Below are 19,997 nucleotides of genomic sequence, written 5' to 3' on the forward strand. Positions count from 1 at the left end.
TTCGCGAGGAGAACCCATCATGAAATCTGCCCTGACCCGTGCCGCCCTGACGGTTTCCTGCCTGGCCTTCGCCGGCCAGCTGCTGGCCGCCGAACCCAAGCGCCCCGAATGCATCGCCCCGGCCAAGCCCGGCGGCGGTTTCGACCTGACCTGCAAGCTGGCCCAGAGCGGCCTGAAAGACAGCGGCCTGCTCAAGGCGCCGATGCGCGTCACCTACATGCCCGGCGGCGTCGGCGCGGTGGCCTACAACGCCGTGGTCGCCCAGCGCGCCAAGGACCCGGGCACCATCACCGCCTTCTCCTCGGGCTCCCTGCTCAACCTGGCCCAGGGCAAGTTCGGCCGCTACGACGAGAACGCCGTGCGCTGGCTGGCCGCCATCGGCACTGACTACGGCGCCATCACCGTGCGCGCCGACTCGCCCTGGCAGAACCTCGGCGACCTGGTCGCGGCACTGAAGAAAGATCCGACCAGCGTGGTGTTCGGTGCCGGTGCCACCATCGGCGGCCAGGACTGGATGCAGACCGCGCTGATCGCCCGCGCCGCCGGCATCGATCCGCAAACCCTGCGCTACGTGGCCTTCGAGGGCGGCGGCGAAACCCTCACCGCCATGCTCGGCGGCCACGTCCAGGTAACCTCCAGCGGCCTCGGCGAAGTCACCCCGCAGCTGGCCGCCGGCAAGGTGCGCATCCTCGCCGTGCTCTCCGACGAGCGTCTGCCGGGCAAGCTGGGCGACATCCCCACCGCCAAGGAGCAGGGCTTCGACATCAGCTGGCCGGTGATCCGCGGCTTCTACATGGGCCCGCAGGTGAGCGACGAGCAGTTCGCCTGGTGGCAGGGCCAGTTCGAGCAGATGCTCGCCCGCGACGACTTCGCCACCCTGCGCGAGCAGCGCGACCTGTTCCCGCTGGCGCTGACCGGCGACGAGCTCAACGCCTTCGTGCTCAAGCAGGTGCAGGAGTACAAGGCGCTGGCCGGCGAGTTCGGCCTGGTTCAGTAATCCGCCTGCACAACCCGCCCCCGGCCCGTCCGCTCCCCGGGCCGCGGCGCTCCCGAGGTAACCCACCATGTACGTTCGTCTGTTCTCCGCGATCTGGCTGCTGCTGTGCGCCTGGCTCGCCGTCCTCGCCTGGGGTTTCCAGGCCCCCTTCGCCTACGACCCGGTCGGCCCGCGCGCCTACCCGCTGCTGCTGCTGGCCCTGATGGGCGTCGGCAGCCTGTGGCTGGTGTACAAGCCGGGCATGCTCGAGCAACGCCTGAACCTTTCCGCCGCGGCGCGCAGCGCCCTGTGCGTGCTGGTGCTGCTGGCCTATGCGCTGACCTTCGAGTCGCTCGGCTTCGTGCTCAGCACCGCCCTGGCCACCTTCGCCCTCGGCCTACTGTTCACCGGCCGCCCCCTGCCCTGCGCCGTCAGCGCGGTGCTGATGGGCGTGCTGCTGTACGTGTTGTTCGATCTGCTGCTGGACGTGCCCCTGCCGCTCGGCCTGCTTGAAGCCTTCGTGGAGAGCTGAAATGGAAACCCTTAACTTCCTCATGCAGGGCTTCGACGTCGCCACCCGCCCGACCAACCTGCTGGTGGCGCTGTTCGGCGCCTTCGTCGGCACCGTGGTCGGCCTGCTGCCCGGTCTCGGCCCGATCAACGGCGTGGCGTTGCTGCTGCCGCTGGCCTTCGCCCTCGGCCTGCCGCCGGAAACCGCGCTGATCCTGCTCGCCGCCGTCTACCTGGGCTGCGAGTACGGCGGACGCATCTCCGCCATCCTGCTCAACGTACCGGGCGACGCCGCGGCGATCATGACCACCCTCGACGGCTACCCGCTGGCGCGTCAGGGCAAGGCCGGCATCGCCCTGTCGCTGTCGGCGGTCAGCTCCTTCATCGGCAGCATCATCGCCACCTGCGGCGTGGTGCTGTTCGCCCCGCTGCTGGCGAAATGGGCGGTGGCCTTCGGTCCGGCCGAGTACTTCGTGCTGATGATCTTCGCCATCGCCTGCCTCGGCGGCATGGTCGGCGACAAACCGGTCAAGACCCTGATGGCGGCGCTGATCGGCCTGGCCCTGGCCACGGTCGGGGTGGACTCGACCACCGGCGTGTACCGCTTCACCTTCGACAGCGTCAGCCTGTCCGACGGCATCCAGTTCGTCATCGTGGTGATCGGCTTCTTCAGCGTCAGCGAGATCCTGCTGATGCTGGAGAAGACCCATGGCGGGCAGAAGGCGGTCAAGGCCAGCGGTCGTCTGCTGTTCAACTTCAAGGAGTTCTGCCTGAGCTTCTGGACCATGATCCGCAGCGCCCTGGCCGGCTTCGTCATCGGCACCTTGCCCGGCGCCGGTGCGACCATCGCCAGCGCCATGACCTACATGACCGAGAAGCGCCTGGCCGGCAGCAAGGGCCGTTTCGGCGACGGCGACCTGCGCGGCCTGGCCGCCCCGGAAGCGGCCAACAACGCCTCGGCCTGCGGCTCCCTGATCCCCATGCTGACTCTCGGCGTGCCGGGCTCGGGCACCACCGCGGTGATGATCGGCGCGTTGACCCTGTACAACATCACCCCCGGCCCGCTGCTGTTCGAGCAGCAGCCGGACGTGGTCTGGGGCCTGATCGCCTCGCTGTTCATCGGCAACGTCATCCTGCTGGTGATGAACATCCCGATGGTCGGCCTGTTCTCGCGCATGCTCAGCGTGCCGAACTGGGTGCTGGTGCCGGCGATCACCGTGGTCAGCATGGTCGGCGTCTACGCGGTGCACAGCACCACCTTCGACCTGGTGCTGATGATCGTGCTCGGCGTGTTCGGCTACATCCTGCGCAAGCTGGACTTCCCGCTGTCGGCGCTGATCCTCGGCTTCGTCCTCGGCGAGCTGATGGAAGACAACCTGCGCCGCGCGCTGTCGATCTCCGCCGGCGACCTGGGCATCCTCTGGGGCAGCCCTATCACCCTGGTGCTCTGGGCGCTGGTGGTGCTGATGCTGGCCCTGCCGGGCATCCGCTGGCTGCGCCGGCGCAAGCAGGTCAAGGCGCAAGCCGATGCGGCTACCGCCTGATCTGTGGGTGACGCCGCTGGCCGGTGCGGCCGGCGGCTACCTGGCCAGCCTCGCCGGCTGGCCTTTGCCGTGGATGGTCGGATCCTTGCTGGCGGTGATCGCCCTGCGCTGCATCAGCAACCGCGCCTTCAGCGAACTCCCCGGCGGGCGCAAGGCCGGCCAGTGGCTGGTGGCCAGCGGCATCGGCCTGCACTTCACCAGCGAGGTGCTGGCGCAGGTCGTCAGCCACCTGCCGATCATAGTCGGCGGCGCCTGCGTCACCCTGCTGCTGAGCCTGATCGGCATCGCCATCCTGCGCCGCGGCGGCGTCGACCGCGCCACTGCGTTCTTCGCCAGCATGCCCGGCGGCGCCAGCGAGATGGTCAACCTGGCCCTGCGTCACGATGCCCAGCCGGCGCGCGTGGCCGCCGCCCACAGCCTGCGCCTGCTGCTGGTGGTACTGCTGATTCCGGCGCTGTTCACCTGGAGCCTGCCGGCCGTCGACGCCCCGCCGGCGGCACAGGTGAACTGGGCCTGGCTGCTCGTCCTGCTGGCCGCCGGCGCGGTGCTGGCGTTGCTGTGGACGCGGCTGAAACAGCCCAACCCCTGGATGCTCGGCCCGCTGACCGCCTGCGCCGTGGCCAGCGCCAGCTTCGATCTGCACCTGGGCCTGCCGCCGGGCTTCGGTCAGTTCGGCCAGTGGCTGATCGGCTGCGCCCTGGGCTGTCACTTCGACCGCGCCTTCTTTCGCAGCGCGCCGGGCTTTCTCGCCCGCGTACTGCTGTTCACCCTGCTGGCCATGCTCGCCGCCGCTCTGCTCGGCGAAGCGCTGGGCTGGCTGGCCGGCGAGGATCGCCTGTCGCTGATGCTGGGCATGATGCCCGGCGGCATCACCGAACTGTGCCTGACCGCCGAGGCGCTGCAGCTGGCGGTGGCACTGGTCACCGCCCTGCAGGTGCTGCGGCTGTTTCTGGTGATGTTTCTCGCCGAGCCCTTATTCAAGCTCTGGTGCAAGAGCCACGCTTAGCCCGCCTTGTGCGGGTTTTTTTATGATGCTTCTGGTGCGCACGGCGCACCAGGGCTACCACTGCAACTGCAATTGGCTCTCGAACTCACGTACTTGCCCGCTGAGCGGGTCGACGAAGCGCAGGTCGCGCGCCAGCAGCTTGAGCGGCTTGGCGTAGTCGTCCGGCTGGCCGCGGCTGTCGTGCAGCTCGGGATAGAAATCGTCGCCGACGATGGGCGCGCCGAGCCCGGCCAGGTGCACGCGCAGCTGGTGCTTGCGCCCGGTCACCGGCGACAGGCCGTAGCGCCACAGCGCGCCGCGGCGCTCCAGCACCTCGATGCGCGTCTCGCTGTTGGCCTCGCCCGCTACTTCCTGCATGCGAAAGAACGGCTCGCCCTCGATCATGCGCGAGCGATGCACATGGGGAAACTGCAGCTGCGGCAAGGCCGGGGCTATGGCCTCGTAGCGCTTTTCCACCGCACGCTGGCGAAACAGCGCCTGGTAGCGGCCGCGGCTGCTCGGCTCGACCGAGAACAGCACCAGCCCGGCGGTGAGCCGGTCGATGCGATGGATCGGCACCAGCTCGGCATTGCCGGTCAGCCTGACCAGCCGCGCCAGCAGGGTCTGCTCGACGTACTCGCCGGCCGGCATCACCGGCAGGAAATGCGGCTTGTCCGCCACCAGCAGCTGCGCGTCCTGCCACAGCACGCGCGCCTCGAAGGGAATCGGCGTCTCCTGCGCCACCTCGCGGAAGTAGCGCACCTTGAGCCCGACCCGATAGGGATGCTGCGGGCCCAGCGGCGCGCCTGCCGCATCCAGCACGCGGCCGCGGGCCATGCGCTGCAGCCAGGTGGCGCGGTCGATGGCGGGAAAGTGATCGCACAGACAGTCGAGCACCGTCGCCCACTCGCCCTGAGGCAGGTGCAGGGTGCTGGGACGCATGGCAGGGCTGGACATGGCAGAACCAACTCGGGGGCAACGGCTGATCCGGCGCATTAGGCCGCAGCCCGCGCGCGCCGTCAAAAGCAAACGGCTTGAGCCGGCGCACGCCTGTGGCTAAGGTGGCGGCTTCCGTTCGGAGGCTTTCATGTCGATCACCCGCACCCTGCTCGCCAGCTTCGCCCTGCTGCCCCTGCTCACCGCCTGCCAGGTCTACACCGGCAAACCCGAAGGCCCGCCGCCGGCCACGCGCCTGCAGGGCCAGTTGCAGGCTCAGGGCGGCCAGCTGTTCTTCACCCCCTGCCAGGAGCAGCGCCGCTTCGCCCTGGTCGACAGCGGCAACACCGGCGTCACCCGCGCAGCCGCCGAGTTGCTGGCCGACGGCCAGACTGTGCTGTTCACCGACCTCGCCGGCCGGCTGGGCGGCAGCCAGGGCAACGGCAGCGACGGTCGTCTCGAGGTCAGCCAGCTGTACCGCATCCAGGGCGAAGGCCATGGCTGCGACGACCTCAACTTCAAGCGCCTGACCCTGCGTGCCAGCGGCAACGAGCCGTTCTGGCAGGTGGAGGTCGGCGGCAAGGGCCTGGTGCTCAACCGCCCCGACCAGCCGCCGCTGGCCCTGCCCTACCTGGAAGAGCAGCTGCCCGAAGGCCGCCTGAATTTCAGCAGCGAGGCCAACGGCCGCCGCCTGGAGCTGTGGGTGGCGCCGCAACGTTGCGTCGACGGCATGAGCGGCGCGGTCAGCCACCTCAGCGCCGAACTGCGCCTGGACGGCCAGGTGCAGCGCGGCTGCGCCCACTTCGGCGGCGCGCGCAACTGAGCCCCGCCGCGTAGGCGCCGGCTTGCCGGCGATGCCTGGCGGTGTCCCGCGGGCCGTCGCCAGCGAGGTCAAAAATCACTCCCGGCGATTTTTGGTGGCCTGCCATCCCTGGCGGCCACCCTGTGGGCCCTCGCAGGCGACGTCAAAAACTTCTCCCGGAAGTTTTTTGTCACCTGCCATCCCTTGCGGTGCCCCTTTGGGCCGTCGCAAGCGACGTCAAAAATCACTCCCGGTGATTTTTTGCCACAGTCCTGCGCGGCAGGCTCGCCAACTGGCTCCTAAGCTGCACAGAGCAAAGCCGGAAGGAGACCGCCATGCTACGAGTAGCCCTGAACGGATACGGGCGCATCGGCCGCGCCCTGCTGCGCGCCCTGGTGCAGCGCGATCTGCAGCAACGCATCCGCCTGATCGCGATCAACGACCTCGGCGACCACGCCACCCTCGCCCACCTGACCCGCTTCGATTCGACCTTCGGCCGCTTCCCCGGCGAGGTCGAGCTGCAGGGCGACCAGTTGCACCTGGCCGGCCAATCGATCCATCTGCTGTGCGAGCGCGAAGCCTTCAACCTGCCGTGGAACCGCCTCGGCGTCGACCTGGTGCTGGAGTGCTCGGGCAAGTTCAAGAAACGCGCCCAGGTCGAACAGCACCTGACCGCCGGGGCCCAGCGCGTGCTGCTCTCGCACCCGCTGGAAAGCGCCGACCTGACCGTGGTCTACGGCGTCAACCATGAGCTGCTGGGCAATCAGCAGATCGTCTCCAACGCCTCCTGCACCACCAACTGCCTGGCGCCGCTGGCCAAGGTGCTGCACCAGGCCGTGGGCATCCGCCAGGGCCTGATCAACACGGTGCACGCCTACACCAACGACCAGAACCTGCTGGACAAGGCGCACAAGGACCTCTACCGCGCCCGCGCCGCGGCGCTGTCGATGATTCCCACCAGTACCGGCGCGGCCAAGACCATCGGCCTGGTGCTGCCGGAACTGGCCGGGCGCCTGGATGGCCTGTCGGTGCGGGTGCCGACGCCCAACGTATCGCTGCTCGACCTGACCTTCACCGCCGAGCGGCCGACCAGCCGCGAGGCGATCAACGCCGCGCTGCAGGCCGGGGCGGCAGCGCTGCCGGCCGGGGTGATGGAGTGCAACGCGCTGCCGCTGGTGTCCAGCGACTTCAACGGCTACCCGCTGTCCTGCGTGGTCGACCTCAACCACACCCGGGTGCAGGACGAGCTGGTCAAGGTGCTGGCCTGGTACGACAACGAATGGGCCTTCGCCAACCGCATGCTCGACGTGCTGCTGGCCTGGCCGCTGCCGCAGGCCGGCTGACGACCTGCGGGCGGCGATCCTGTACAATCGCCGGCCTTTTTCACTCTGCCGGATCGCCACCGGCCCTGGGGGATACTCGCCATGATTCGCCTGACCGAACTGAAACTGCCCCTCGACCATGCCGACGACGCCTTGCGCCCGGCCATCGTCCAGCGCCTGGGCATCGACGACGCCGAGCTGCTCGATTTCAGCGTATTCAAGCGCAGCTACGATGCGCGCAAGAAATTCGGCGAGATGCCGTTCATCTACACCCTCGATTGCGAGGTTAAGGACGAAGCCGCCCTGCTCGCCCGCCTGGCGCACGACAAGCAGGTCGGCCCGGCGCCGGATATCGCCTACAAGCCGGTCGGCCAGGCCAAGGCGCCGCTTGACGAGCGCCCCCTGGTCGTCGGTTTCGGCCCCTGCGGCATCTTCGCCGCGCTGATCCTGGCCCAGGCCGGTTTGCGCCCCATAGTGCTGGAGCGCGGCAAGGAAGTGCGCCAGCGCACCAAGGACACCTGGGGCCTGTGGCGCAAGAACCAGCTCGACCCCGAGTCCAACGTGCAGTTCGGCGAGGGCGGCGCCGGCACCTTCTCCGACGGTAAGCTGTACAGCCAGATCAAGGATCCGCACCACCACGGGCGCAAGGTGCTGCAGGAGTTCGTCAAGGCCGGCGCGCCGGAGGAAATCCTCTACGTCAGCAAGCCGCATATCGGCACCTTCCGCCTCACCGGCGTGGTCGCCACCATGCGCGAGGAGATCAAGGCCCTGGGCGGCGAGGTGCGCTTCCAGCAGCGCGTCAGCGACCTGCTGATGGAAGACGGCCAGCTCACCGGCGTGGTGCTGGACAGCGGCGAGCAGATCCTCAGCCGCCACGTGATCCTCGCCCTCGGCCACAGCTCGCGCGACACCTTCCGCATGCTGCATGCCCGCGGCGTGTACCTGGAGGCCAAGCCCTTCTCGGTGGGCTTCCGCATCGAGCACCCGCAGTCCTTGATCGACCGCGCGCGCCTGGGCAAGTACGCCGGCCATCCCAAGCTCGGCGCCGCCGACTACAAGCTGGTGCACCACGCCAGCAACGGCCGCTCGGTGTACAGCTTCTGCATGTGCCCGGGCGGCACCGTGGTCGCCGCCACCTCCGAACCGGAGCGGGTGGTCACCAACGGCATGAGCCAGTATTCGCGCAACGAGCGCAACGCCAACGCCGGCATAGTCGTCGGCATCACCCCCGAGCAGGACTATCCGGGCGGCCCGCTGGCCGGCGTCGAACTGCAGGAGCGCCTGGAATCCCACGCCTACGTGCTCGGCGGGCGCAACTACGAGGCGCCGGGGCAACTGGTCGGCGACTTCATCAAAGGCCAGCCGTCGACCGCCCTGGGCGAGGTCACACCCTCGTACAAACCGGGGGTCAAGCTGGGCGACCTGGCGCCGTCGCTGCCGGACTTCGCCATCGAAGCCATCCGCGAGGCGCTGCCGGCCTTCGCCAAGCAGATCAAGGGCTTCGACCTGGCCGATGCGGTGCTCACCGGCATCGAGACGCGCACCTCCTCGCCGGTGCGCATCACCCGCGGCGACGACCTGCAGAGCCTGAATCTCAAGGGCCTGTACCCGGCTGGTGAAGGCGCGGGCTATGCCGGCGGCATTCTTTCCGCCGGGGTCGACGGCATCCGCGTGGCCGAAGCGGTGGCGCGCGATATGCTCGGGCTAAAGCCTTAACGTCTCAGACAGCACAGGGTCGCACCGCGGCGATGGCCGCGAGGTGACTGCGTACGGGCAAATGGTTCCAGGCATTGGGCCCGTGCGCGAGGCGCGGGCCGCTCGGCTATGGATCCCGCTCAACTACTGTTCCCAGGGCCGCCCGCGGGTCTGCTCGCTGAGCGGCAGCTTCTGCTGCAGCGCCGCCTTGGCCAGCATATGGGCGCTGACCGGGGCGGTGATGAAGAGGAACAGGGTGATCAGCAGTTCGTGCAGGCTGAGGCCGTTGCCGCGGCTGCCGAAGTAGATCAGCGAGGCAATGACCATGCCGCCGACGCCCAGGGTGGTGGCCTTGGTCGGTCCGTGCAGGCGCATGAAGAAGTCCGGCAGACGGTACAGGCCGATGGCGCCGACCAGGGCGAACAGGCTGCCGAGCAGCAGGAACAGGGCGACCAGGCCTTCGATCAGGGTGTCCATGCAGCAGTCTCCATAGCAGGTCGTTATTCGATGATATCGCCGCGCAGCAGGTACTTGGCCACTGCCACGGTGCCGATAAAGCCCATCACCGCGATCAGCAGCGCCGCCTCGAAGTAGAGGTCGGAACCGAGCCAGATGCCGAACAGCACGATCAGGGCGATGGCGTTGATGTACAGGGTGTCCAGGGCGAGGATGCGGTCCGGCATGTCCGGGCCCTTGATCAGGCGCGCCAGGGTCAGCACCAGGGCCAGGCCCATGATGGTCAGGCAGATCGGGATCACGTAGGCGAGCATGCGAACACCTCCAGCAGCGGCGCTTCGTAACGGGTCTGGATGCTGCGCACCAGCTCTTGTTCGTCGTCGACATCGAGGCTGTGCACCAGCAGCATGCGCTTGTCGTCGCTGAGGTCGGCCGACACCGTGCCGGGGGTCAGCGAGACGATGCTGGCGAGCATGGTCAGCGCCAGCTCGTCGCTCAGCTGCAGCGGCACCTCGACGAAGGCCGGACGCAGGCGGCTGATCGGGCCGAGGATCAGCTTGGCCACCTGCAGGTTGGCGACCACGATGTCGAGCAGCACGCGCAGCAGGAACAGGCTCAGCTTGAGCGGCTTGCGCACCCGCGACGGGTTGATCCAGAACACCTGGGTGACCAGCGGGATCAGCCAGCCGAGGAAGGCGCCGAGCAGCCAGTGGCCGAGGCCGAAATCGTTGACCAGCAGCAACCAGACGAACAGCAGGCACAGGCTCAGCAGGGGGTGGGGCAACCAGCGGCGCGCCTTCATGACGCACCTCCGCTCTGCAGGATCATGCGGTAGCTCTCCAGGTCGTGCAGTTGCGCCACCGTGGCGGCGAGGTACGTCAGCACCGGCTGCGCCAGCGCCACCAGCAGCGGCCCGGTCAGCAGCAGGCCGGTGGCGGCCAGCAGACGGCCCTTGTCCAGTTCGGCACTGTCCAGCTGGCTCAGGCCCACGCGCCAGAACAGCGTGCTGCCGGCGCGGCTGAGGCTGACCAGGGTGACCAGGCCGCCGATCAGCACCAGCGGCCAGAGGAACAGCCCCTGCCAGCCGGGGCCGACCGCCTGCAGCAGCAGCAGCTTGCCGAGGAAACCGGACAGCGGCGGCAGACCGGCCACGGCGATGGCGCCGACGAAGAACAGCGCGCCGAGCAGATGCGGGTTCTGCAGTGCCGCGCCCTGCACCAGCTGGCCGCCCTTGACGCCGCGCTGGCGGGCGATCAGGTCGGCGATCAAAAACAGCGCGCCGGCCATCCAGGTGCTGTGGATCAGGTAGAACAGCGCGGCCTGCAGCGCCTCCGCGGTGCCCAGGGCGATGCCGGCCAGCAGGGTGCCCACCGACACCACCACCAGATAGGCCAGCAGCCCCTGCAGGCTGGTGGCGGCGAAGGCGCCGATCACCCCCAGGCCCAGGGTCAGCAGGGCCAGCGGCCACAGCCACTGCAGCGCCATGTCGGCCAGTTCGCCGGCGTTGTCCCCAAAGATCAGGGTGTACACCCGCAGGATCGAATACAGGCCGACCTTGGTCATGATCGCGAACAGCGCCGCCACCGGCGCCGTGGCCGCGGCGTAGGCCTTCGGCAGCCAGAAATACAGCGGCAGGAAGGCCGCCTTGAGGCCGAACACCACCAGCAGCAGCATGCCGGCGGCGCCGATCAGCGCCGCCTGGTCGTGGTCGGCCGCCGCCACCCGCTCGGCCATGTCGACCATGTTGAGGGTGCCGGTGATGCCGTAGAGCACGCCGACGGCGATCAGGAAGAAGGCCGAGCCGACCAGGTTGAGCACCACGTAGTGCAGGCCGGCGCGTACCCGATCCTTGCCGCCGCCGTGCAGCAGCAGCGAGTAGGAGGCGATCAGCAGGATCTCGAAGAACACGAACAGGTTGAACAGGTCGCCGGTGAGGAAGGCGCCGTTGATGCCCAGCAGCTGGAACTGGAACAGCGCGTGGAAGTTGCGCCCGCGCTCGTCGTCGCCGCGCATGGCGTAGAGCACGGCGAACAGCGCCAGCACCGCGGTGACCAGCAGCATCAGCGCGCTGAGGCGGTCGAGCACGAGGATGATGCCGAACGGCGGCTGCCAGTTGCCCAGGGCGTAGAACTGGATGGCGCCCTGGTCGGCCTGCAGCAGCAGGTACAGGCTGACCGGCACCAGCAAGGCGGTGGCGCTCACCGAGGCCAGGCGCTTGAGCGGCATGCTCAGGCGCGCGGCGAACAGCAGCAGGCTGCCGACGAACAGCGGCAGCAGAACGGGCAGGATCAACGCATGGTTCATCGATGGGGCTCCCGGCCATCGACATGGTCGGTGCTCAACTCGCCGACGCTACGCAGCGCCAGCACCACGACGAAGGCGGTCATGGCGAAGCCGATGACGATGGCGGTGAGCACCAGCGCCTGCGGCAGCGGGTCGGCGTAGTGGCTGCCCTGGCCGATCACCGTGGAGGCGCCGCCCTGCAGGCGGCCCATGGCGAAGAGGAACAGGTTGACCGCGTAGGAAATCAGGGTCAGGCCCATCACCACCGGAAAGGTGCGGGCGCGCAGCAGCAGGTAGACGCCGCTGGCGGTGAGGATGCCGAGCGCTACGGCAAACAGTGCTTCCATTTCAGAGTACCTCCTGTCCGGGCTTTTCCTGGGTCAGCTTGCCCAGGTTGGCGAGGATGAGCAGGGTCGCCCCGACCACGGTCAGGTACACGCCCAGGTCGAACAGCATGGCGGTGGCCAGTTCGATCTCCCCCACCAGGGGAATATGGAAATGGCCGAAGGCCGAGGTCAGGAACGGCCGGCCGAACAGCCAGCTGCCGAGGCCGGTGGCGGCGGCGATCAGTACCCCGGCGCCGGCCATGCGGTGGTAATTCAGCGGCAGGCGCGACTGGGTCCACTGCACGCCGCTGGCGACGTACTGCAGGATCAGCGCCACGGCGGTGACCAGACCGGCGATGAAGCCGCCGCCGGGCAGGTTGTGGCCGCGCAGGAAGATGAACACCGAAATCAGCAGCGCCATCGGCAGCAGCACCCGCGACAGGGTGGCGAGGATCAGCGGGTGGCGGTCGCGCGCCCAGCTGCGCCCCTGGGCGTCGGCATTGGGCTGGAACAGGCGCAGGCCGTCGAGCATGGCGTAGATGCCGACGCCGGCGATGGCCAGCACGCTGATCTCGCCGAGGGTGTCGAAGCCGCGGAAGTCCACCAGGATGACGTTGACCACATTGGTACCGCCGCCGCCGGGCACGCTGTTCGCCAGGAAGTAGCTGGCGATGCTGTCGTAGGGACGAGTGAGCACGGCGAAGGCGAGCATGGCGATCATCACCCCGCTGCCGATGGCCAGGCTGAAGTCGCGCAACGCGCGCAGGCTGCTGGACTCGACGCGGGTCTGCGCCGGCAGGAAGAACAGCGCCAGCATCAGCAGGATGATGGTCACCACCTCCACCGACAGCTGGGTCAGCGCCAGGTCCGGCGCCGAGTAGCGGGCGAAGGCCAGCGCCACCATCAGGCCGACCACGCTGAGCATCAGCAGCGAGACCAGGCGCTGGCGGTGAAAGATCACCGTGACCAGCGCCGCCAGGGAGAGGATGCCCAGGCCGAGCGCGGTGATGCCGTCCACCGGGCTCAGCGCCACCGAACCGCTCAGCTGCGGCAGCGGGCCGAGGCCGAGCACCACCACCAGCACACCGGCGCCGAGCAGGCAGGCCAGGTAGCGCTGCAGCGAACCGTTCTCCAGCCACTGGGTCAGCGCCGTGGCGGCGCCGAACAGGCTGACCACCACGCGCTCGAACATCAGCTTGGCGTCGACGCTGGGCATCCCGGCGTACCAGCGGAACAGCGGCTGACGCAGGGTGTAGATGAGGATGCCGCCGACCGTGGCGATCAGGCTCATGATCAACGGCAGGTTGACTCCGTGCCAGATCGCCAGGCTGTACTCCGGCAGCGTGCCGCCAAGGGTGGCCGAGGCCGCCGTGGCCAGCAGCGGCGCCACGGTGTAGGCCGGCAGCATGCCCACCAGCAGGCAGAGGAACACCAGGATCTCCACCGGCACCTTCATGTAGCGCGGCGGTTCGTGCGGCGGGTACTTGGGCAGGTTGATCGGCTCGCCGTTGAAGAACACGTCGTGGATGAAGCGCAGCGAATAGGCCACCGAGAACACCCCGGCGAGGGTCGCCGCCGCCGGGATCACCCAGCTGAAGCTGCCCAGCAGGTGCTGGTGGAGGGTCTCGGTGAAGAACATCTCCTTGCTCAGGAAGCCGTTGAGCAAGGGCACCCCGGCCATCGCCGAGGCCGCCACCATGGCCAGCACCGCGGTATGCGGCATGTACTTCCACAGGCCGTTGATGCGCCGCATGTCGCGGCTGCCGGTCTCGTGGTCGATGATCCCCGCGGCCATGAACAGCGAGGCCTTGAAGGTGGCGTGGTTGATGATGTGGAACACCGCGGCGACCGCCGCCAGGTGCGAGTCGAGGCCGAACAGCAGGGTGATCAGGCCCAGGTGGCTGATGGTCGAGTAGGCCAGCAGGCCCTTGAGGTCGTGCTGGAACAGCGCCATGCCGGCACCCACCAACAGGGTCGCCAGGCCGGTCAGGCTGACCAGGTAGAACCACCACTCGGAGCCGGCCAGCGCCGGATACAGGCGCGCCAGGAGGAACACCCCGGCCTTGACCATGGTCGCCGAGTGCAGGTAGGCCGACACCGGGGTCGGCGCCGCCATCGCATGCGGCAGCCAGAAATGAAAGGGGAACTGCGCCGACTTGGTGAACACGCCGAGCAGCACCAGCACCAGCGCCAGCGGGTACAGCTCGTGGGCGCGGATCGCATAGCCGGCGGCGAGCACCTGCGACAGCTCGAAACTGCCGACGATATGGCCGATCAGCAGGATGCCGGCGAGCAGCGCCAGACCGCCGCCGCCGGTGATCGCCAGGGCCATGCGTGCGCCCTTGCGCGCCTCCGAGCGCGAACCCCAGAAACCGATCAGGAGGAACGACGACAGGCTGGTCAGCTCCCAGAACACCAGCATCAGCAGCAGGTTTTCCGACAGCACCACGCCGAGCATGGCGCCCATGAACAGCAGCAGGAAGGCGAAGAAGCGCCCCATCGGCTCGCTCTTGGCCAGGTAATAGCGGGCGTAGAGGATCACCAGCAGGCCGATGCCAAGGATCAGAAGGGCGAACAGAAAGCCCAGGCCATCCAGGCGCAGGCTGAGGTTCAGCCCCAGTTGCGGCAGCCACTCCAGCTTGACCCGCAGCACCTCGCCGGCGAACACCGCCGGCTGCTGACTGAACAGCAGCACCAGGGCGAGCAGCGGCGCCAGGGCGGCGGCCACGGCACAGGCGGAACGCCCCAGGCGGTCGGCCAGCACCGGCAGAAACAGTCCCAGAAATGGCAAGGCGACAATCAGCGCAAGCGCCATCGGCAAAAACCCCTTATGCAAGCCCGCCGGGCTTGCAGACCCCGGCGGCGTGAATTGGAGTCGCAACTCCCCTGACGGTATTCGATTCCTGACCGAGCGGTCGAGCTAAGTCATTGTCGTGACACGAATAAGCGCCGATTATCCATACCTATCGACACATCGTCATGCATTGAATTATTACTAAACACACGCGCGGCGCGCCAATCGCCCAGCCTCGTGGCAGCGGCCCGTACGGGCCACAAAAAAGCCGGAGCAACCTGGGGCTGCTCCGGCTCGTACACTGCACCTCAGTGAGTAACGCGGCTGGTGCCGTTGACGGTCATGATGCGCACGCGCTCGCCGACGCGGAAGATCTGGTTCGGCTCGACCTCCTGCACATAGGCGCGCAGGGTGCCGTCGTCTTCGCGCACGGTGATCTCCACCCCCTGAGTGCGGGTGATGCCCTCCTCGGCCGCGGCGCCGAGCAGGCCGCCGGCCACCGCCCCGATCACCGCCGCCACCGCACTGCCGCGGCCGCCGCCGACCGTGCTGCCGCCGATACCGCCGATCACCGCACCGGCGCCGGCGCCGATCGGCGTCTTGGTGCCTTCGATCTTCACCGGACGCAGCGACTCGATGGTGCCCATGCGCACCGTCTGCACGGTCCGGGCCTCGTCGCGGCTGTAGGTGTCGCCGGTCAGGCTGGACGCACACCCGCCGAGGGCCAGCAACGCGGCCAGCGAGGTAATGAGCAGAGTGGGTTTACGCATAGCAGTTCCTCCAGAAGTGTCTCAATCCATTAGACGCCGCGTCCACGCGGCTGTCACGGCCGTGACTCAACAATAGCCGATTCGGACAGACGCAGTTCAGCTAAGACGCCACAGCCTGGCGATGTCCACCGCCCGCGCCTCGAGTTCCACGGCGGCGCCATGCATGGCCTGCTCCAGCGAGATCGGCCCCGGGGCGAGGCTGAAGGCCGCCTCGATACCGGCCTGGTACAGCGCCTGGTAGCCCTCGCCGAGGCTGCCGGCCAGGGCGATCACCGGTACCCCGGCGGCGCGTGCCACCCGCGCCACGCCCACCGGCGTCTTGCCGTGCAGGGTTTGCGCGTCCATCCGCCCTTCACCGGTGATCACCAGGTCGGCGCCGAGCACCGCGTCGGCCAGCCCGGACAGCTCGGCGACCAGTTCGATGCCGGGGCGGAAGCTGGCCTTGAGCAAGGCGCGGGCGGCAAAGCCGAGGCCGCCGGCCGCGCCGACGCCGGGGAACTGCGCATGATCCTCGCCCAGGGTGGCGGCGACGATGCGCGCGTAACGCCCCAGCGCGGCATCCAACTCGGCGACCTGCGCCGGCGTCGCGCCCTTCTGCGGGCCGAACACCGCCGAGGCGCCGCGCGGTCCGCACAGTGGGTTGTCGACGTCGGCAGCGACCTCGACCTGCGCCTTCAGCAGGCGCGCGTCCAGGCCGCTCAGGTCGAGCTGATCGAGCGCCGCCAGGGCCGCGCCGCCGGGCGCCAGCTCGCGTCCGGCGACGTCGAGAAAGCGTACGCCGAGGGCCTGCAGCAGGCCGGCGCCGCCGTCGTTGGTGGCGCTGCCGCCGAGGCCGAGGATGATCCGCGTGGCGCCGGCGTCCAGCGCCTGCAGAATCAGCTCGCCGGTGCCGAAGCTGCTGGCCAGGCGCGCATCGCGCTGCTCGCGCGGCACCCAGTGCAGGCCGCTGGCGGCGGCCATCTCGATCACCGCGGTGCCCTGCCCGAGCCAGCCCCAGTGCGCCGCCACCGGCGCGCCCATGGGCCCGCGTACCCGGCACTCGCGGCGCTCGCCGCCGACCGCGGCGAGCAGCGCGTCCACCGTGCCCTCGCCGCCGTCGGCCATCGGCCGCAGCAGGCATTCCGCGTCGGGGAACACCTGCTGCCAGCCGCGGGCGATGGCGACGGCCACTTCGGGTGCGCTGAGGCTCTCCTTGAAGGAGTCCGGGGCGATGACGATTTTCATGATGGCTAACCTCGACGGAGGCGGACGGCCGCCGGCCGTCCGCCGATAGAGCGGATTACAGCAGAACCAGGCTCAGCAGCCAGACGGTGAGCATGCCGGCCAGCCCCTGGATCAGCGTGGCCAGGGTCTGCGCACGGTAGGCGGTGGCCACCTTCATGCGGCTGAACTGGGTCACCACCCAGAAGAAGCTGTCGTTGGCGTGGGACACGGTCATGGCGCCGGCGCCGATGGCCATCACGGTCAGCACCCGGCCCATCTCGCTGTCCAGGCCGAGGTTGGCCAGCAGCGGCGCGACCATCGCCGAGGTGGTGACCAGCGCCACGGTGGACGAGCCCTGCGCGGTCTTCAGCGCCGCCGCCACCAGGAACGGCATGAACAGGCCAATGCCCAGGGCCGACAGGCTGTCGCCCAGGTAGCCGGTCAGCGCGGTGGCCTTGAGCATGGCGCCGAAGGCGCCGCCGGCACCAGTGATCAGGAGGATCGGCGCGGCGGCCTTGAGGCCGTCGGCCACCTGGTCGTGGAACTGCTGACGCTTGTCCTCGCCCTTGAGCAGGGTGCAGGCCAGCGCCAGGCCCACCAGCAACGCCGCCACCGGCTGGCCGAGGAAGCTCAGCAGGTCGAACAGCACACCCTCGCCGAGCGGCTTGCTGGGGAAGGCGGCGAGCGAGCCGAGGCAGATCAGTGCGATCGGCACGAAGATCGGCGAGAACGCCTGCCAGGCGCTGGGCAGCTTGCCGTAGCGGGCCTTGAGCACCTCGAAGTCGACGTCGTCGGCGAGCAGCTCGCTGGGAGCTTCCTCCAGCAGCTGATGGTCGTCCTGCTTAAGGTAGCGGTTGGCCCAGAGCATGCCGGCGCAGGCAGTGACCGCGGCGACCAGCAGGCCGACCAGGATCACCAGGCCGAGCGAGGCCTCCAGGCCCAGGTTGCCGGCCGCGGCGATCGGCCCCGGGGTTGGCGGGACGAAGGTGTGGGTGGCGTACAGACCGGTGGCCAGGGCCACGCTCATGGCCACCACGGAGACCTTCATGCGCGCCGCCAGGGCGTTCTTCAGCGAGTTGAGGATGACGTAGCCGGAGTCGCAGAACACCGGGATCGATACCAGGTAGCCGATGATCGACAGGGTCAGGGTGGGAAAGCGCTGACCGAGCAGGCGGATCACCGTCTCGGCCATGGTGATGGCCGCGCCGCTGCGCTCGAGGATCACCCCGATGACGGTGCCGAGCACGATGACGATGCCGATGTAGCCGAGAATGCCGCCGAAGCCGGCGGCAATGGTCTTGAGAATTTCGCCGGCGGGCACCTGATAGGCGAAACCGGCGATCAGCGCGGCGGCCAGCAGGGCGAGAAAGGGATGCAGTTTCAAACGGGTGGTGGACAGCACGATGAACGCGATCAGTGCCACCAGGATCAGGACCAGGCCCATGACCAGTCTCCTCATTGTTGTTATGGCGGGCGCGAGGCCCGGACGGGAATGCCGACAGGCGCGCCATTGTGGCTCAGCCCGCCCCGCCCAGACCCTGTGCGCAAGCACCAAAAGCCCGACCAGCAAACACCCCGACCTGTGCAGGCGCACAAGAGCGGTTCCCTGACTACCTCGCCCAGCAGCCTAGCAGCGGCGCCGGCACGGCGCTGTCAGCCCTCTCCCGGCTCCAGCAGCCCGAGGCCGAGCGACAGTTGCAGGCGCTGGTCGAAGCGGTTGAGGTCCAGGCCGCTGAGCTCGCCGATGCGCTCCAGGCGATAGCGCAGGGTGTTGCGGTGAATGCCCAGGGCCTGGGCGCAGGCCTGCACCTGGCCGTCGTGGGCGCACCAGGCCTCCAGGGTGGCGCGCAGCGTGCCCTGGGCGTCCTGCGCCAGCACCCGGCGCAGCGGCGCCAGCCAGCCCTGCAGCAGCCAGCTGTGGCGCTGGGCGTAGAGCAGAGTCGGCAGGCGCAGTTCGTCCAGGCGCAGCAGACGCCTCTCGGGAAAGCGCGCCTGACCGTAGGCCTGCAGGTCGCGCAGCGCCAGGCTGGCCTGACGCAGGGCCGCCAGGTCCTGCAGCGGATCGCTGAGCGCCAGCGATTGCACGCCCCACTCGCGCTCGTCGGCCTGGACCAGCCAGGCGCGGTCGTCGCGGCTGGCGCTATGGGGCCGGCACCAGAGCAGTTCGCGCCGCCCCAGCGGCGCCACCAGGTGCTCGCTCTTGCCCCCCAGGGCGGCGAGCAGACGCGCCTGGCGCGGCAGCGGGTCGCCCTCCTCGCTCAACCGCAGCAGGCACATCTGCCGCGGCCAGGCGAGCTGCAGCGCCAGGCGCTCGGCCTCGACCTCGAGGCTGGCCAGGCTCTGCTGCGGATCGAGCAACTGGCGCAGCCAGGCCTCCTGCTGGTGGCGCTGCCAGTGGCGCTCGGCCTGCAGCACACGGTGCTCGACCAGCATCTCGGCGGCCATGCGCACCAGCTCGGCGTAGGGCCGCACGAGCTCCGGGTCGCCGGTGATGCCGAGCACGCCGATCAGCCGTTCGCCATGCAGCAGCGGCAGATTGACCCCGGGTTTGACGCCGCGCAGGCAGGCGGCGGCCTGGGCGTCGATCTCCACCACGCGGCGGTTGGCCAGCACCAGCTGCGCGCCTTCGTGACGGGTGTGCAGGCGACTGGGATCGCCGCTGCCGATGATCATGCCCTGGGCATCCATCACGTTGATGTTGTGCGGCAGGATGGCCATGGCGCGGTCGACTATGTGCTGCGCCAGGGTGGAGTCGAGTTCGAGCATGCGGGCGGCCTCGCGGGGAAGGCCGCCATTGTAGGCCGATCAGCGGCCCTCACGATGCGGCCATCCAGACGCAAATGAGTCGAAACGCCATCAGGCTGCCAGAGGGCTTACTCCGCGCTTGGCTGCGCAACGCTCTCAACGGCCTTGTCGTCCGCTGGCGCCTTCGCCTTGGCCTGATTGCGCCGTGCTTCGGCACGTTGCCGCCTGGCCTGCTGCCTGGCATGCAGCGCCTGCGCCGCCGTCACCACGCCAGCAGGCTGGCCTTGCAGATCCAGACGCGGCGCATTTTCCGTCATGGCAGCCCAGTAGCGACCGCCCCGGCACCAGGCGGCAATACCCAGCTTGAGCTGCTCACCGGTGATGCCGAGCAACTGCAGATGCTGCTCGGCATCTTTGAGAATGCCCTCTTTCAGCGGCACCTTGGGTGCCGGATTGACCGGGAAAGCCAAGGGGAAGTGCTTCTGCAACCTCCAGATCGCCTCGACGGTAGGATCCTGCTCGCGCGGCTTGGCTTTCTGCGGCGCCTTGCGCTTTTGCGGCTTCGCGCTTGCGGTCTTTATCTGCTCTTTTTCAGCCCGCAGGCGGTCACGTAGCTCAGCTAATTGTTCAAAACCCATCGTTCGGTTCGC

Annotated in this window: 19 protein-coding genes; 7 read left to right on the plus strand and 12 right to left on the minus strand. The window is 68.8% G+C overall.

Annotation, left to right across the window (positions count from 1 at the left end; genetic code table 11):
• The first annotated feature begins 19 nt into the window (after nucleotides 1-19).
• The 4 genes from AC1G9C_RS16975 to AC1G9C_RS16990 all read left to right on the plus strand — a co-directional run bounded on the left by AC1G9C_RS16975 (nucleotide 20) and on the right by AC1G9C_RS16990 (nucleotide 4,036).
• Nucleotides 20-997 (plus strand): Bug family tripartite tricarboxylate transporter substrate binding protein, encoded by a 978-nt coding sequence (locus AC1G9C_RS16975; RefSeq protein WP_021443499.1) that lies wholly within the window; start codon nucleotides 20-22, stop codon nucleotides 995-997.
• A 67-nt stretch (nucleotides 998-1,064) separates the two neighbouring features.
• The gene (locus AC1G9C_RS16980) at nucleotides 1,065-1,508 is read left to right on the plus strand and encodes a tripartite tricarboxylate transporter TctB family protein (protein WP_021443498.1); all 444 of its coding nucleotides are present in this window, start codon (nucleotides 1,065-1,067) and stop codon (nucleotides 1,506-1,508) included.
• Nucleotide 1,509: 1 nt separating this feature from the next.
• Nucleotides 1,510-3,030 (plus strand): tripartite tricarboxylate transporter permease, encoded by a 1,521-nt coding sequence (locus tag AC1G9C_RS16985; RefSeq protein ID WP_021443497.1) that lies wholly within the window; start codon nucleotides 1,510-1,512, stop codon nucleotides 3,028-3,030.
• Nucleotides 3,014-4,036, plus strand: coding sequence for an AbrB family transcriptional regulator (locus tag AC1G9C_RS16990; RefSeq protein WP_480408271.1), 1,023 nt, complete (start codon nucleotides 3,014-3,016; stop codon nucleotides 4,034-4,036). The genes AC1G9C_RS16985 and AC1G9C_RS16990 overlap by 17 nt, the downstream gene beginning before the upstream one ends.
• Before the next feature lie 54 nt (nucleotides 4,037-4,090).
• Here AC1G9C_RS16990 and AC1G9C_RS16995 read toward each other — a convergent pair whose 3' ends face one another.
• On the minus strand, nucleotides 4,091-4,972 hold the full coding sequence (locus AC1G9C_RS16995; protein WP_480408272.1) for a pseudouridine synthase: 882 nt from the start codon (nucleotides 4,970-4,972) through the stop codon (nucleotides 4,091-4,093).
• 130 nt (nucleotides 4,973-5,102) lie between these two features.
• Here AC1G9C_RS16995 and AC1G9C_RS17000 point away from each other — a divergent pair, with 130 nt between their 5' ends.
• The 3 genes from AC1G9C_RS17000 (at nucleotide 5,103) to AC1G9C_RS17010 (ending at nucleotide 8,791) form a co-directional block, all read left to right on the plus strand.
• On the plus strand, nucleotides 5,103-5,774 hold the full coding sequence (locus tag AC1G9C_RS17000) for a COG3650 family protein (RefSeq protein ID WP_480408273.1): 672 nt from the start codon (nucleotides 5,103-5,105) through the stop codon (nucleotides 5,772-5,774).
• A 314-nt stretch (nucleotides 5,775-6,088) separates the two neighbouring features.
• A complete protein-coding gene (gene gap, locus AC1G9C_RS17005; protein ID WP_021442604.1) occupies nucleotides 6,089-7,096 on the plus strand; it encodes a type I glyceraldehyde-3-phosphate dehydrogenase in 1,008 nt (335 codons plus the stop codon).
• Nucleotides 7,097-7,177: 81 nt separating this feature from the next.
• On the plus strand, nucleotides 7,178-8,791 hold the full coding sequence (locus tag AC1G9C_RS17010) for an NAD(P)/FAD-dependent oxidoreductase (protein ID WP_480408274.1): 1,614 nt from the start codon (nucleotides 7,178-7,180) through the stop codon (nucleotides 8,789-8,791).
• 123 nt (nucleotides 8,792-8,914) lie between these two features.
• Here the strand turns inward: AC1G9C_RS17010 and AC1G9C_RS17015 are convergent, their stop codons facing one another.
• The 11 genes from AC1G9C_RS17015 to AC1G9C_RS17065 all read right to left on the minus strand — a co-directional run bounded on the left by AC1G9C_RS17015 (nucleotide 8,915) and on the right by AC1G9C_RS17065 (nucleotide 19,985).
• Nucleotides 8,915-9,247: a Na+/H+ antiporter subunit G gene (locus tag AC1G9C_RS17015; protein WP_021442606.1), complete on the minus strand. Its 333-nt coding sequence runs from the start codon at nucleotides 9,245-9,247 to the stop codon at nucleotides 8,915-8,917.
• Nucleotides 9,248-9,270: 23 nt separating this feature from the next.
• Nucleotides 9,271-9,540 (minus strand): K+/H+ antiporter subunit F, encoded by a 270-nt coding sequence (locus AC1G9C_RS17020; RefSeq protein ID WP_021442607.1) that lies wholly within the window; start codon nucleotides 9,538-9,540, stop codon nucleotides 9,271-9,273.
• On the minus strand, nucleotides 9,525-10,028 hold the full coding sequence (locus AC1G9C_RS17025) for a Na+/H+ antiporter subunit E (RefSeq protein WP_480408275.1): 504 nt from the start codon (nucleotides 10,026-10,028) through the stop codon (nucleotides 9,525-9,527). Before AC1G9C_RS17025 ends, AC1G9C_RS17020 begins: the two co-directional genes overlap by 16 nt.
• Nucleotides 10,025-11,530, minus strand: a complete 1,506-nt coding sequence (locus AC1G9C_RS17030; protein WP_021442609.1) for a monovalent cation/H+ antiporter subunit D — start codon at nucleotides 11,528-11,530, stop codon at nucleotides 10,025-10,027. The genes AC1G9C_RS17025 and AC1G9C_RS17030 overlap by 4 nt, the downstream gene beginning before the upstream one ends.
• Nucleotides 11,527-11,856, minus strand: coding sequence for a Na+/H+ antiporter subunit C (locus AC1G9C_RS17035; protein ID WP_021442610.1), 330 nt, complete (start codon nucleotides 11,854-11,856; stop codon nucleotides 11,527-11,529). The genes AC1G9C_RS17030 and AC1G9C_RS17035 overlap by 4 nt, the downstream gene beginning before the upstream one ends.
• A gap of 1 nt (nucleotide 11,857) precedes the next feature.
• Nucleotides 11,858-14,650, minus strand: coding sequence for a monovalent cation/H+ antiporter subunit A (locus AC1G9C_RS17040; protein ID WP_480408276.1), 2,793 nt, complete (start codon nucleotides 14,648-14,650; stop codon nucleotides 11,858-11,860).
• Between the two features lie 287 nt (nucleotides 14,651-14,937).
• Entirely contained in the window at nucleotides 14,938-15,399 is a 462-nt protein-coding gene (locus tag AC1G9C_RS17045) for an outer membrane lipoprotein (RefSeq protein ID WP_122108679.1), read from the minus strand.
• A gap of 96 nt (nucleotides 15,400-15,495) precedes the next feature.
• Complete coding sequence (locus AC1G9C_RS17050) at nucleotides 15,496-16,623, minus strand: glycerate kinase (protein ID WP_480408277.1); 1,128 nt, start codon at nucleotides 16,621-16,623, stop codon at nucleotides 15,496-15,498.
• Between the two features lie 55 nt (nucleotides 16,624-16,678).
• Nucleotides 16,679-18,046: a GntP family permease gene (locus AC1G9C_RS17055; RefSeq protein WP_480408278.1), complete on the minus strand. Its 1,368-nt coding sequence runs from the start codon at nucleotides 18,044-18,046 to the stop codon at nucleotides 16,679-16,681.
• Nucleotides 18,047-18,255: 209 nt separating this feature from the next.
• Nucleotides 18,256-19,368, minus strand: a complete 1,113-nt coding sequence (locus AC1G9C_RS17060; RefSeq protein WP_480408279.1) for a sugar diacid recognition domain-containing protein — start codon at nucleotides 19,366-19,368, stop codon at nucleotides 18,256-18,258.
• A gap of 107 nt (nucleotides 19,369-19,475) precedes the next feature.
• Nucleotides 19,476-19,985: a ProQ/FinO family protein gene (locus tag AC1G9C_RS17065; RefSeq protein ID WP_021442373.1), complete on the minus strand. Its 510-nt coding sequence runs from the start codon at nucleotides 19,983-19,985 to the stop codon at nucleotides 19,476-19,478.
• Nucleotides 19,986-19,997 lie beyond the last annotated feature (12 nt).

Source organism: Pseudomonas sp. ABa2 (assembly GCF_056676075.1).